This is a genomic window from Rothia sp. 18CD1-1 (assembly GCF_055285355.1).
The window spans coordinates 470,403-483,333 of the sequence record NZ_JBUZLI010000008.1 but is presented as its reverse complement, the minus strand read 5'-3'; the positions used below and the strand labels follow the sequence as shown (position 1 = coordinate 483,333).

General features: G+C 57.7%; 9 protein-coding genes, 1 tRNA gene and 1 pseudogene. 8 read left to right on the top strand and 3 right to left on the bottom strand.

Translation table 11 applies throughout. From position 1 onward, the window contains the following. Positions 1 to 260 precede the first annotated feature (260 nt). Both ACS1BR_RS09240 and ACS1BR_RS09235 read right to left on the bottom strand, forming a co-directional pair. Positions 261 to 336 (bottom strand) — tRNA-Lys (locus ACS1BR_RS09240). 126 nt (positions 337 to 462) lie between these two features. Beyond that, entirely contained in the window at positions 463 to 936 is a 474-nt protein-coding gene (locus tag ACS1BR_RS09235; protein WP_463561654.1) for a hypothetical protein, read from the bottom strand. A 270-nt stretch (positions 937 to 1,206) separates the two neighbouring features. Between ACS1BR_RS09235 and ACS1BR_RS09230 the strand changes: the two genes are divergently transcribed. The 5 genes and pseudogenes from ACS1BR_RS09230 to metG all read left to right on the top strand — a co-directional run. After that, complete coding sequence (locus tag ACS1BR_RS09230) at positions 1,207 to 3,042, top strand: acetolactate synthase large subunit (RefSeq protein WP_463561653.1); 1,836 nt, start codon at positions 1,207 to 1,209, stop codon at positions 3,040 to 3,042. Between the two features lie 2 nt (positions 3,043 to 3,044). Further along, complete coding sequence (ilvN, locus tag ACS1BR_RS09225) at positions 3,045 to 3,554, top strand: acetolactate synthase small subunit (RefSeq protein WP_463561652.1); 510 nt, start codon at positions 3,045 to 3,047, stop codon at positions 3,552 to 3,554. 113 nt (positions 3,555 to 3,667) lie between these two features. Beyond that, positions 3,668 to 4,696 carry a ketol-acid reductoisomerase gene (gene ilvC, locus ACS1BR_RS09220; RefSeq protein WP_463561651.1) on the top strand — a complete coding sequence of 343 codons (1,029 nt, stop codon included), beginning with the start codon at positions 3,668 to 3,670 and terminating at the stop codon, positions 4,694 to 4,696. Between the two features lie 194 nt (positions 4,697 to 4,890). Further along, positions 4,891 to 6,489 (top strand): phosphoglycerate dehydrogenase, encoded by a 1,599-nt coding sequence (gene serA / locus ACS1BR_RS09215; RefSeq protein ID WP_463561678.1) that lies wholly within the window; start codon positions 4,891 to 4,893, stop codon positions 6,487 to 6,489. 44 nt (positions 6,490 to 6,533) lie between these two features. Continuing rightward, positions 6,534 to 8,075: pseudogene (metG, locus tag ACS1BR_RS09210) on the top strand (methionine--tRNA ligase); the annotation flags it as partial. On the opposite strand, the gene ACS1BR_RS09205 reads toward metG, so the two are convergent. Continuing rightward, positions 8,072 to 9,136, bottom strand: a complete 1,065-nt coding sequence (locus tag ACS1BR_RS09205) for a hypothetical protein (RefSeq protein WP_463561650.1) — start codon at positions 9,134 to 9,136, stop codon at positions 8,072 to 8,074. The pseudogene metG and the gene ACS1BR_RS09205 overlap by 4 nt on opposite strands. A 187-nt stretch (positions 9,137 to 9,323) precedes the next feature. Here ACS1BR_RS09205 and ACS1BR_RS09200 point away from each other — a divergent pair, with 187 nt between their 5' ends. The 3 genes from ACS1BR_RS09200 to ACS1BR_RS09190 all read left to right on the top strand — a co-directional run bounded on the left by ACS1BR_RS09200 (position 9,324) and on the right by ACS1BR_RS09190 (position 12,899). After that, the gene (locus tag ACS1BR_RS09200; protein ID WP_463561649.1) at positions 9,324 to 10,202 is read left to right on the top strand and encodes a hypothetical protein; all 879 of its coding nucleotides are present in this window, start codon (positions 9,324 to 9,326) and stop codon (positions 10,200 to 10,202) included. A 75-nt stretch (positions 10,203 to 10,277) separates the two neighbouring features. After that, positions 10,278 to 11,711: a threonine synthase gene (gene thrC / locus ACS1BR_RS09195; protein ID WP_463561648.1), complete on the top strand. Its 1,434-nt coding sequence runs from the start codon at positions 10,278 to 10,280 to the stop codon at positions 11,709 to 11,711. Positions 11,712 to 11,837: 126 nt separating this feature from the next. Continuing rightward, positions 11,838 to 12,899, top strand: a complete 1,062-nt coding sequence (locus ACS1BR_RS09190; RefSeq protein WP_463561647.1) for a 3-isopropylmalate dehydrogenase — start codon at positions 11,838 to 11,840, stop codon at positions 12,897 to 12,899. The last annotated feature ends 32 nt before the right edge of the window (positions 12,900 to 12,931 follow it).

The following is a 12,931-nucleotide window of genomic DNA, read 5'->3' as shown; positions in this document are numbered from 1 at the left end:
GGTAAGGGCCGGTATCACCGCTACCGGCTGGTAGAGCAGGAAGCGGAGTAGACATAACAATCAATCCTTTCAACAGTTATTGGTGCATACGGGGTGTTGTTCTTACTTCACCATTCTTGAGGAAAACCGTTGAAAGTCCAGAACATTACTGTCCCCATTTAGGGGGATAGTAGCCGGGGAGAGAAGGAAACCCCAGCACACTCAGTCGGCAAGAACCGCACAGTACAGCAAAAGGCCCGGCTATCTAGCCGGGCCTTTCCTGGTGCGCCCCGTGGGACTTGAACCCACAACCCATTGATTAAGAGTCAATTGCTCTGCCAATTGAGCTAGAGGCGCATAAATTCATCTGTACGTCGCCTCGCGGCAACGAATAAAAACTATACACAGCTTTCAACCCCCGCGCAAACCCGGCGGGGGAGAGGTCAGGCACACCGGCCGGCACCTACAGGCCAACCTGCCGACTTAACGCCAGAGATCAATTTCGCTTTCCGCAAGCCAAGGGCCCAAAAACTGCTGAAAATCCTCAATATCCCTCTTCTGCTCAAGGGTTCCCCGCCCCGCCTCTGCCTCAACCTCCACCAGCGGGTCAAGCCGCAGCACAAAAGAAGACCCGTTGGTCGACTCAATACCGAAAGTGTTCTCATTGAGCACATAGGTTCGAAGCACGTTGGTGGTATCAATAGAGATCGGCGTACCCGCAGGCTCCACCCGGGGCAAAGCCAACGGCGCTATCACTATCTCACGCGGACTCTCACGATAACCGAGAAGATAAGAATGCTGACCGCCCTCCTGCTGCCCCGCAATATCGGGGTTGCGGTAGACAGCAGACCCCGTGACAAAAATAAGGTTATAGGCCCCGTAATTGATAATCTGCTCATCAAAAATGGGATGAAGAATGTCAGTAATATCCTCGCTCGACAGTGTTCCCTTAGTCATAGCTTCAAGTCTAGGCCGTAACCCCGGCGAGGTCGATATGTTAAGCACCCCGGTTAACCTTCCTTAACAAAGGAGTCACATTTTACCGTCGAATCTTGAATCACATATACTGAAGCTCACGCGAATACCCCGCTACAGCATTTTGAACTGTGAGACGGCTTTGACTCCAACCGAGGCAGCCACCAAGATAAAGCAAAGACAGCAAGAGAACCGCCCCGGCGTTTCCCCAACCACCACCTGAAACATAAATACCTTCTCAAGGACTCAAAGATGACTACGGGACCAATAACCCCGGCGGCAGTCGCCAAAAATATAGGCCGCCGTACCGGTGATACCGCAACCCATGAGGCTCAGAAACCTGAGCGCATGACAGGTTCAGAAGCTATCGTGCGTTCCCTTGAAATGCTGGGTGTCACCGACCTCTTCGGCCTCCCCGGTGGCGCAATCCTCCCCACCTATGACCCGCTCTTTGACTCGCAAAAAATAAACCATATTCTGGTGCGCCACGAACAAGGAGCCGGCCACGCCGCACAGGGTTACGCCCTGGCCACCGGCAGGGTAGGAGTCTGCATAGCAACCTCCGGCCCCGGAGCCACCAACCTGCTCACCCCCCTGGCAGACGCAAACATGGACTCGGTGCCCCTGGTCGCCATCACAGGGCAGGTGAGCTCCGCGGTGCTGGGCACCGATGCCTTTCAAGAAGCAGATATTGTTGGCATGACCATGCCAATCACCAAACACTCCTTTATGGTGCGTGAGGCCCAAGAAATTCCCCGCTGTATCGCAACCGCCTTCCGTTTGGCTGCAACGGGCCGACCGGGGCCGGTACTGGTGGACATCACCAAAGACGCCCAGCAGGGAATGATGGATTTTTCCTGGCCACCCACCACAGAAGTCCGCGGCTACACCGAGGTAACACGCGGCCACTCCAAACAGATCCGTGAGGCCGCCCGTCTCATCGCAGAATCACATCGGCCGGTGCTCTACGTGGGCGGCGGCACGGTGCGGGCCGGTGCCACCGGTGAACTCACCCGGCTGGCAAAAATGACCGGGGCCCCTGTGGTCACCACCCTCACAGCCCGCGGAGCATACCCTGACTCAGACCCGCAAAACCTCGGTATGCCGGGCATGCACGGAACCGTACCCGCGGTGACCGCCATGCAGAAAGCAGACCTCCTCGTAGCCCTCGGCGCTAGGTTCGATGACCGTGTCACCGGTGTAGTTTCCTCTTTTGCACCCGGGGCAAAGGTGATCCATATCGATGTTGACCCCGCAGAGATCTCCAAGATTAGGCGGGCAGATGTTCCCATTGTGGGCAACCTCAAATATGTGCTGCCCGAACTCAACGACATACTTGAAAAAGATTTCTCAAACCGGCTACCCGACCTGGGCCCCTGGTGGCAGATTCTCAACCGGCTCACAAAGAACTACCCGCTGGGGTACACCCCAACCAATGACGGCTTGGGTTCGCCCCAGTATGTCATCGGTAGGATATCAGCGCTCTCCGGTCCCGAAGCCTACTACGTGACCGGGGTAGGACAGCACCAGATGTGGTCCGCGCACTTTATCAACCACGAAAAGCCCAGACACTTTATCAACTCCGCAGGTCTGGGAACTATGGGCTACGCTGTCCCTGCCGCCATGGGGGCTAAAGTAGCCCGGCCCAACTCGGTCGTGTGGGCTATCGACGGGGACGGCTGTTTTCAGATGACCAACCAGGAACTTGCCACCTGCGCACACAATAATATCCCCATCAAAGTCGCGATCATCAACAACTCGTCCCTGGGCATGGTGCGCCAGTGGCAGAATCTTTTCTACGACGGCCGATACTCAAACACCCACCTACACACAGGCTCTGGCACCGCGCGCATCCCCGACTTTGTGAAACTTGCCGAAGCCTACGGCTGCGCGGGCCTGCGCTGTGAAACGGACGCAGACGTTGATGCGACCGTACAGGAAGCACTGGATATCAACGACCGCCCCGTGGTTGTTGACTTTACCGTGAGCCCCGACGCCATGGTGTGGCCCATGGTGCCCTCCGGGGTCTCCAACGACCTGATCCACATTGCCAAAGATATGTCACCAGACTTTGGAAGCGAGGTTTAGCCATGGGCCGCCACACACTCTCGGTTCTCGTTGAGGACAAGCCCGGCGTCCTCGCCCGGGTATCCGGACTCTTTGCCCGCCGCATGTTCAACATTGATTCCCTGGCGGTGGGTACCACTGAAGTTCCGGGGATTTCCCGTATCACGGTGGTGGTCGACGCAGACGGTATCCTGCTTGAACAGGTGACCAAGCAGCTCAACAAACTGGTCCACGTGCTGAAAATAGTTGAGCTGCCACCGGAAACCTCGGTGCAGCGCGACCACATCATGGTCAAAGTGAAAGCCGACTCGCAGGCCAGGCTGCAGGTAACCCAGGCCGCCGACCTGTTTCGTGCCTCAATCATCGATGTCTCCACCGAGTCCGTGGTGATTGAGGCAACCGGCTCAGCCGAGAAACTCAACGCATTCCTCGATGTGCTTGAGCCTTTCGGTGTTCGGGAGATTGTGCGGGCGGGAACGCTCGGGCTGTCTCGCGGGCCCCGGTCCATGAGCGAAAAAGCTCTTCGATACTAGTCATACCCGTGCGCGGGTAATCCAGAGGGGCTACCCGTGAGACTATAGGGAATGACCCATAGCATTCCGGGGAATTACCCCGGTAAAAATCTAGCAAGGAGACACCACCCAACATGGCAGCAAAAATCTACTACAACGACGACGCCGACCTCTCCGTCATCCAGGGACGCCAGGTGGCGATCATCGGGTTCGGCTCACAGGGCCAAGCCCATGCCCAGAACCTTCGTGACTCCGGTGTCGATGTTCGTATCGGCCTGACAGAAGGCTCAAAATCACGGGAAAAAGCGGAGGCTGAAGGGTTTACCGTGCTGTCTGTGTCCGAGGCAGCACAGGAAGCCGACCTGGTCATGATCCTGACCCCGGACCAGGTACAGGCAGAGGTTTATAAAAATCAGATCCTGCCCCATCTTGAAGAGGGGGACGCCATTTTCTTTGCCCACGGGTTCAATATTCGTTTTGGCTACATTGAGGCCCCGTCCGGTGTGGACGTGGCTATGGTTGCCCCCAAGGGCCCGGGCCACACGGTGCGCCGTGAATACGAGACAGGCCGGGGCGTACCCGCACTGGTTGCGGTGGAAGTCGACGCATCGGGGTCTGCGCTAGCTCTTGCGCTCTCGTATGCAAAGGCCCTGGGAGCCACCCGTGCAGGGGTTATTGAGACCACCTTCACGGAGGAGACTGAGTCCGACCTGTTCGGTGAGCAGGCCGTGCTCTGCGGCGGCGTATCCCAGCTGATCCAGTACGGTTTTGAGACCCTCACCGAAGCCGGCTACCAGCCGGAGATCGCCTACTTTGAGGTGTGCCACGAGCTGAAACTCATTGTTGATCTCATCAACGAGGGCGGAATCACCAAGCAGCGCTGGTCATGCTCCGATACCGCCGAGTACGGCGACTACATTTCGGGCCCGCGCGTGATCACACCCAACGTGAAAGAAAACATGAAGGCTGTGCTCGCCGATATTCAAGATGGCACTTTTGCCCGACGTTTTATGGAAGACCAGGCAGCCGGAGGCCCCGAGTTCAAGAAGTTGCGTGCCCGGGGTGAGGCCCACCCCATTGAGGCCACCGGGCGTGAACTACGCAAACTCTTCTCCTGGAACAAGGCCAGCGATGACTACACCGAAGGCAGTGTTGCCCGCTAGCTTTCCCACCGGGGAATTCTCTGAGGTTTTGTGTGCCCGCCACCGGCGGGCTAGACAGTAATCCGATAACACGGGCAGCCCCGTGCCGGGGTGCCGGTTAGCCCGCTGCGGGTACCGGCACCCTTAGCCTGTCCAAAGAAACGCCACTGGCCCGAGCCTGTGCTTGGACCGGTGGAGATGCGCGAAGGAAAAACATCGTGACAAAAAAACCAGTTGTGCTTATCGCTGAGGAACTCTCTCCGGCAACCCTCGAGGCCCTGGGCCCCGATTTTGAGGTGAGGACAGTAGACGGTACGGATCGTCCCCGGCTTCTGGGTGCTCTTGCCGATGCCGACGCGATCCTGGTGCGCTCGGCAACGCGGGTTGACGAAGAAGCTATCAACGCTGCTGGCCGGTTGAAGGTGATTGCCCGCGCCGGTGTGGGGCTCGACAATGTTGATATGAGAGCGGCCACCCGTGCCGGTGTGATGGTAGTCAACGCCCCCACCTCCAACGTTATCTCGGCGGCAGAACTGACGGTCGGTCATATTCTGGGTCTTGCCCGCAATATTGCGCAGGCGAATTCTTCGCTGAAGGAGGGGCTGTGGAAGCGCTCCCAGTACTCCGGTGTGGAGCTCTACGAAAAGACCGTGGGCATTATCGGGCTGGGCCGTATCGGGGGCCTGGTCGCTGAGCGCCTCAAGGCTTTTGGGACCGAGCTCATTGCCTACGACCCCTTTGTGACCTCGGCACGAGCATCATCGTTGGGTGTGGAGCTGGTGGAGCTCGACGATCTGGTACAGCGGGCAGATTTCCTTACCATCCATATGCCTCGGACCCCCGAAACTCTGGGCATGATTAATGCTGAATCTTTTAAAAAAATGAAAAAGACCGCCTACGTGGTGAATGTGGCCCGCGGCGGTCTGATTGATGAGGTAGACCTCAATACCGCCCTGCGTACCGGCGAAATTGCCGGTGCCGCGGTGGATGTTTTTGTGACAGAGCCCCCAGAGAATGTTGATTTTGTTTCTTTACCCAATGTGGTGGCGACCCCGCACCTGGGAGCCTCCACCGCTGAGGCGCAGGAGAAAGCTGGGCTTGCGGTGGCCCGCTCGGTGCGCCTGGCCCTGGAAGGGGATCTTGTACCCGATGCTGTCAACGTGGCGGGTGGCGCGATCGACCGCGATGTCCGCCCCGGTGTGCCCCTCGCCGAAAACCTGGGCCGTATCCTTACCGCACTCAGCGGCGGCGAAGCTCTCACCCGGATAGAGGTGAAAATAGCCGGCGACATCGCCTCTAAAGATGTCACGTCGCTGAAGCTCTCTGCCCTGAAAGGTGTTTTCACCGATGTGGTTTCAGACAAGGTCTCATACGTTAATGCCCCCGTGATTGCCGAACAACGCGGGGTGGAGGTCGACCTGGTGACCACCGCGGAATCCGAGTATTTCCGCAATGAAACGGTGTTAACTGCCGCCCTGTCTTCGGGCGGAACGATTACCGTGGCCGGCACGGTTACCGGGCCCAAACTGGTGCAGAAGCTCACAGGTATCAACGGCTACGACCTCGAAATCCCGATCACCGACCATCTGCTGATCCTCGAGTATGAAGACCGACCCGGTATGATTGCGGCCATGGGTACCCTGCTGGGGAGCGCCTCCATTAATATTGCGAGCATGCAGGTTTCTCGCTCTGAAAAAAGTAAGAGCGCGGTGTCGGTCTTGGCCCTGGACTCTGCGCCCACTCCTGAGGTCGCTGAATCTGTTCGGAGGGTAGTTGCCGCCTCCCGTGCAGCTACCGTTAACCTGGAAGACTAGAATCCTGCGGTGTCTGGCAAAATTCATAAAACTTATTCCGTCGCGATAAAGTAAAACACATGACTTCTACCCCGTACTACATCACCACCGCCATCGCCTACCCCAATGGCACCCCCCACATCGGACATGCCTACGAGGCGATAGCCGCCGACGCCATGGCCCGCTTCAAAAGGCTAGACGGCTTTGACGTGCGCTTTATGACGGGCACCGATGAGCACGGGCAGAAGATGCAAACCACCGCAGCCCAACACCGGAAGACAGCCCAGGAGCTAGCCGACGAAAATTCTGCGCGGTTTCGGGCCATGGACGACATGCTGGGAGTCTCCTACGACCGTTTTATTCGCACAACAGACCGCGATCACTACCCGGCATCCCAGGCCATCTGGCAGAAAATGGAAGAAAACGGCGATATCTACCTCGATAAATATGCCGGCTGGTACTCCATTCGCGATGAAGCCTACTACGCCGAAGATGAAACCGAGCTCAGAGACGGTCAGCGCTACGCCCTCGCTACCGGCACCGAGGTCGAGTGGACAGAGGAGGAATCATATTTCTTCCGCCTGTCAAAATACCGGGACCGCTTGCTGAAACTCTACGAAGACGAGGGATTCATCTTCCCCGAAACCCGCCGCAACGAGATCTCCGCCTTTGTCCGCGCGGGCCTGAACGATCTTTCCATCTCCCGCACCACCTTTGACTGGGGGGTACCGGTACCCGGTGACAGCAAACATGTCATGTACGTGTGGGTGGATGCTCTGACCAACTACATTACGGGCCTGGGCTACCCCGATACCGAAAACGAACTGTTCCAAAAGTTCTGGCCGGCCGACTTGCACCTCATCGGCAAAGACATTAGCCGTTTTCACGCCATCTACTGGCCCGCCTTTCTCTGGTCTGCCGGATTGGAGCTGCCCACCAGGGTTTTCGCCCACGGGTTTCTGCTGGTTGACGGCGAAAAAATGTCGAAATCGGTGGGGAATGTGGTTGACCCCGCAGACCTGGTGAACTCTTTTGGGCTTGACCCTCTCCGTTTCTTTCTGCTCCGTGAGGTGTCTTTCGGCCAAGACGGCTCCTACTCGGCCGAGGGTATCAAGAACCGTATCAACTCCGATTTAGCCAACGATCTGGGTAACCTGGCACAGCGCTCGCTGTCCATGATCGCTAAAAACTGTGAGCGCAGGGTACCTGCCCCTGCCGCCTTCACCGATGATGACCGGAAAATGCTGGAGCAAGCGCGGGGTCTTTACCCGCGGGTTCGTGAAGATTTTGATAGCCAGGCGTTTCACCGTGCCCTGGAGCGGATTTGGCAGGTGATTGCCAACTGCAACCGCTACTTCTCAGCACAGGAACCCTGGAAACTCAAGAAAACCGACCCCGAACGCATGAATACGGTACTTTACACCACCGCAGAAACCCTACGCATTGTAGCGATTCTGGTGCAACCGGTAATGCCCACCTCCATGGAAAAAATGCTCGATCTGCTGGCTGTACCGCAGGAAAAACGGGTGTTTGCCGAACTCGATTCTGCTCTGCAACCGGGGAGCGAGCTACCGGGGCCGCAACCAATTTTTCCCCGCCACGACTAACCGGCGAACCAGCCCAAATCGTTGATTTTTGCCTCAACCATACGGGCAAGCGCCAGATAACCCCAACCGTTGAGATGGGTGCCGTCGGCGGCGTAGAGGGACCTGGGTGGGCGGCCGTCGTTGTAGTCAGCGGTGTCGCTGTTCGAGTTCCAGACCCCGGAACCGGCTAGATCGCCGTAGCGTAGCCAGGTTTCTTTGGTGGTTTCGCGCAGGTACTGCTGCGGGTTCATGAAGAGGTTGCCGTAGGTTTCTGTGGCCCAGCTGTTATAAGCGGCTACCGCCTTGGCACGTCCCGAGTCCCTAGAGTCACCGTTGACTACATAGTGGCCCATCACGATTGTCCTCTCGGGGGCCATGGCAAAAGCGGCCGCGGTGTGCGCCTTGATGGTGTCGAGCTCGAGCAGATTATTTCGGCCAATCTGAATGAGATGGTAGGAGGAGAGCGAAATTTTTTCCTGGTAGGAATAAAACCTGTTAGCCCTGGTGGTGCCGGGGGCGTATCGGGTGTCTCCCTCGCCCATACGGGTGAAGGTGTAGGTGTTGGGGGAGCCCGTGACTGCCCGAATAACCCCCGGTATTTCCTGCACGTATCCGGGAAAATAGGTGGACTCGTTCCACACAATATGTGAGTTTGCGAGGGTGACAGTCACCGATCCCGAGCCGGGGACGACGGCGCGGGGGAAATCGAGTTTGGTGATAAATTCGCTGACGCCCCGGCGCGCCAGAATATTGCTGGAGGTTTCCCCGCCGGTACCGAAGGGGAGCACCGGAACTCCCAGGTACTGGCTTAAGAGCACGTGCAAGCGGGCGTCACGATTGGCGCTTACACCCTCGGTAGCTCCCTGGCCGGAGATGGAAGAGCTTCCCCACATCGCCAGCGAAGGGCCGCTGATGCGGGGGTAGGAAAAGTCGGAGGGAAAAATATTCCCCGTTGCGGTGTCGGCGGCCTCAGCACCGGCAAGAGTGAGGGCACCTGCACCGCCGATCACACCGGTAAAGGCTGCGAACTGCATAAGTTTGCGTCGTGAGGGTGTAAACGAAGAACCTGTCTGTTCGGTCATTGGCTGACTGCTGTCGCTTTCTTTCGGGGAAGTGATCACAATACCGGTGCACGATGCCTTGGACTACAGTGCATAAGACACCATAGGTAACTATAGTGGGTGGAGTTAGTTCACCACAGGAGGAGTTTATGTGTCCTTACTTAACAGGTACTGTGTAAAGTTCTTTGCGGTTCTTAGCTGTAGCACGGTGTTGGGTCTGGCAGGGTGCGGGGTTTTCGAGGGGCAGCCCGAAAACTTTGATTCGCTGGAATCGAAGGCAGCTAAGACCAAGCACCTCGAAGAGCTGAAAAGCTGGATTTTCCCCTCTGACGAAGCGGAGTCAGCCCGGCGTGCCTTTGTTGAGCGTTGCGTCAGTGCCTCAGGTGGCCGCTACCGGGAGGCAGAGACCGATTTCCGGTTGGACACCGCAGTATTTTCTGAAGGTGGGCGGGACCGGTTGCGGGAAAACGGTTATTCTTTTGTGGCGGCTGACAGCTCGGCTCGAACGCAAGCGGAATACGATGATCCCGGCCAGCGTGCTTATTTTGGTAGTGCAGACGGGGGAACCGTGTCGGCTTCCCTGCTGGAGTACAGCACCGGGGATATTCCTGCTAACGGCTGCATGGCGCAGAGCTACCAGTACATCTACGGTAGCGTTGAAGACGGTATGAAGGCTGCTATCCTGGCTCCCTCTTTTAGCAGGGCTATTGTTGATGAGGTCACCGCGGACCCCACCTATCGTGAGCTTGAGGAATCGTGGAGTTCCTGCATGGGGGAGAAGGGGTATGAGAATTTAGCTACCGCGGCCAAGGCACGGGAACTGGCCCAGCGTCTTGATACGACCGAGGAAGATGAGCTGGCGACAGCAGATGCGGATTGCCGCGAGAGCGTGCAGTTTGAGGAGACGGTTGAGCAGATTCAAAATGACTACTATGAGGCGGTGTATCAGCGGGTTAAACGTTTTGGTCAAGAGCTGGAATCGATCCACCAGACCGCCAGCGACAGGGTTGCCGCAGACAGGGAGAATCCGCAGGATTCTTCGCCGGTTGTTCCATCCGGTAGCTCGCGGGCTGCTGAAGGTTCCTAGCCGGTAGCGAGCATATGGTGAGACGCTACCCCCCTCAAGTTCGGTGGACGGCAGTTTTCCGGGTAGGTTTGTATCATGCAGTACATTTCTACGCGTGATTCTTCGCAAACACCGGCGCGTTTTTGCGATATCCTACTCGCAGGTCTCGCCGCCGACGGTGGTCTTTACCTTCCCCGGCACTACCCGCAGCTTGACGACGCGCGTCTGAGCCACTGGCGCGCGGTCCTTGGGGGTGAGGGCTATGCGGCTCTTGCCGCAGAGGTTCTTGGGCTTTTTGTGGATGATATTCCGGCCGAGGATTTGAGACGGATCACTGCCAGGGCCTACACCTACCCCACTTTTGCCGATCGGCAGATTGTTCCGGTGAGCCATCTTGAGGGCAAACTCTATATTGGGCATCTCTCTGAGGGGCCCACCGCGGCCTTTAAAGATATGGCCATGCAGCTACTCGGCGAGCTTTTTGAATACGAGCTGGCTCGCCGTCGCGATACCCTGACTATTGTTGGCGCCACCTCCGGTGATACGGGTTCTTCTGCCGAGTACGCGATGCGCGGCCGCACCGGTATCCGGGTGTTTATGCTGACCCCCAAAGACCGTATGACACCCTTCCAACAGGCACAGATGTTTGGTCTTGAAGACCCCAATATTTTCAATATTGCCCTCGACGGGACCTTTGATGATTGCCAGGACGCGGTAAAAGCGATTGCCGCCGACGCCCCCTTTAAACACCGGTACCGTATAGGCGCGGTGAACTCTATCAACTGGGCACGGCTTATGGCTCAGATTGTCTACTATATTTCCTGCTGGATTCGCGTGACCGAAACCAACAGCGAGAAGGTATCTTTCTGCGTGCCCACCGGCAACTTTGGTGATATTTGTGCCGGGCACATTGCGAGATCGATGGGCCTGCCTATTGACCGGCTTATTGTTGCCACCAATGAAAACGATGTGCTCGACGAGTTTTTTCGTACCGGCCAGTACCGGGTGCGTAGATCGAGCGAAACCCTGGCGACCTCCAGCCCCTCCATGGATATTTCTCGGGCCTCAAATTTTGAGCGTTTTATTTTTGACCTGATGGGTCGCGATGCCGCAAGCACCCGGTTACTGTTTGCCCAAAAGGTAAAATCGGGGGGTTTCAGCCTGGCAGATCACCCCGCTTTTCCCGAGTTGGCCACCGTGTACGGGTTTGCTTCGGGAAAATCAACGCACACCGACCGGATCGCAACTATCTCCGATACCTACCGGCGGCTGGGCGTGCTCATAGACCCCCACACGGCCGACGGCGTGAAGGTTGCCCGCGACTGGGAGGAGACGGTGGATACCCCGATCATCTGTCTTGAAACCGCGCTACCGGTGAAATTTGCAGACACTATCCGTGAGGCCACGGGGAAAGAGCCGCCGACTCCGCAGAGGTTTGCCGGTGTGATGGCTGCGGGCAGGCACGTGGTGAATCTGCCCAACAGCGCAACCGCGGTTAAAGAGTTTATTGTTGAGCACACCGACAGCTAGGGTGCACGGGTTGAGGTCCGGGCAGAATGACCCTCTGAGCGTAAGCGTCTCGCCGTATGACCATCATGTGAGATGCGAGGCCGGGGGTATTGCCGCGCCACGGGCAGCGCGTACTACTTTAGACATATGACTGAAACACGTTCCCTTGACCTGGCCCTTATCCCCGGTGACGGTATCGGCCCCGAAATCGTCGCGCAGGCTGAAAGAGTGCTGGATAGAGTAGCGGAGATTGACGGCATACAGCTGGTCAAAACCCCCTACTCGCTGGGGGCAGAACACTGGGTGAAGACGGGGGAAACCCTCACCGATCAGACCCTGGAAAGCTTGCGCAGTCACCGGGCGATCCTGTTTGGCGCTGTGGGAGCTGACCCCCGGTCGGCAACCGTCCCGTCGGGCCTTATCGAGCGGGAAATACTGCTCAAACTCCGGTTTGCCTTTGACCATTTTATTAACCTGCGCCCGGTGCGACTCTACCCCGGGGCGGTGTCCCCCCTGAGTCAACCGGGTGATATTGATTGCGTGGTGGTGCGCGAGGGCACAGAGGGGCCCTACGCCGGTAACGGCGGTGTGATCCGCCGGGGGACAGGCCACGAAATTGCCACGGAGGTGTCGGTCAATACGGCCCACGGTGTCGAGCGGGTTATCCGCTATGCCTTTGAGCTGGCACATTCCCGTGCACGAAAAAAGCTGACCCTGATCCATAAAACCAATGTGCTGGTGAACGCGGGGCGTCTCTACAGCCGCTATTTTGCTGAAATATCGTCGGAGTATCCGCAGGTGGAAACCGATTACTGCCACATTGATGCGGCCACGATCTTTCTGACCACCGACCCGTCCCGGTTTGATGTGATCGTGACCGATAACCTCTTTGGGGACATTCTGACAGACCAGGCCGGGGCAGTCACCGGCGGGGTAGGCTACGCCCCCTGCGGCAATATTAACGCCGAAGGCACTTTCCCCTCCATGTTTGAGCCCGTCCACGGCTCTGCCCCCGATATTGCGGGGCGGAACCTGGCAAACCCCACCGCGACGGTGTTGGCGGCGGCCATGCTCCTGCGCCATACGGGTTTTGAGGGGTCTGCGCGCAGAATAGAGCGGGCTGTTGAAAAAGATTTGGCGGCTCACCCCGGCCGGGTGCGCACCACGGAGAGGGTCGGTAGCGACATCCTTGCCGCCCTGAGCCGGTAGACTTTTTCTCGGAACCCGCCGAGACCGCATTT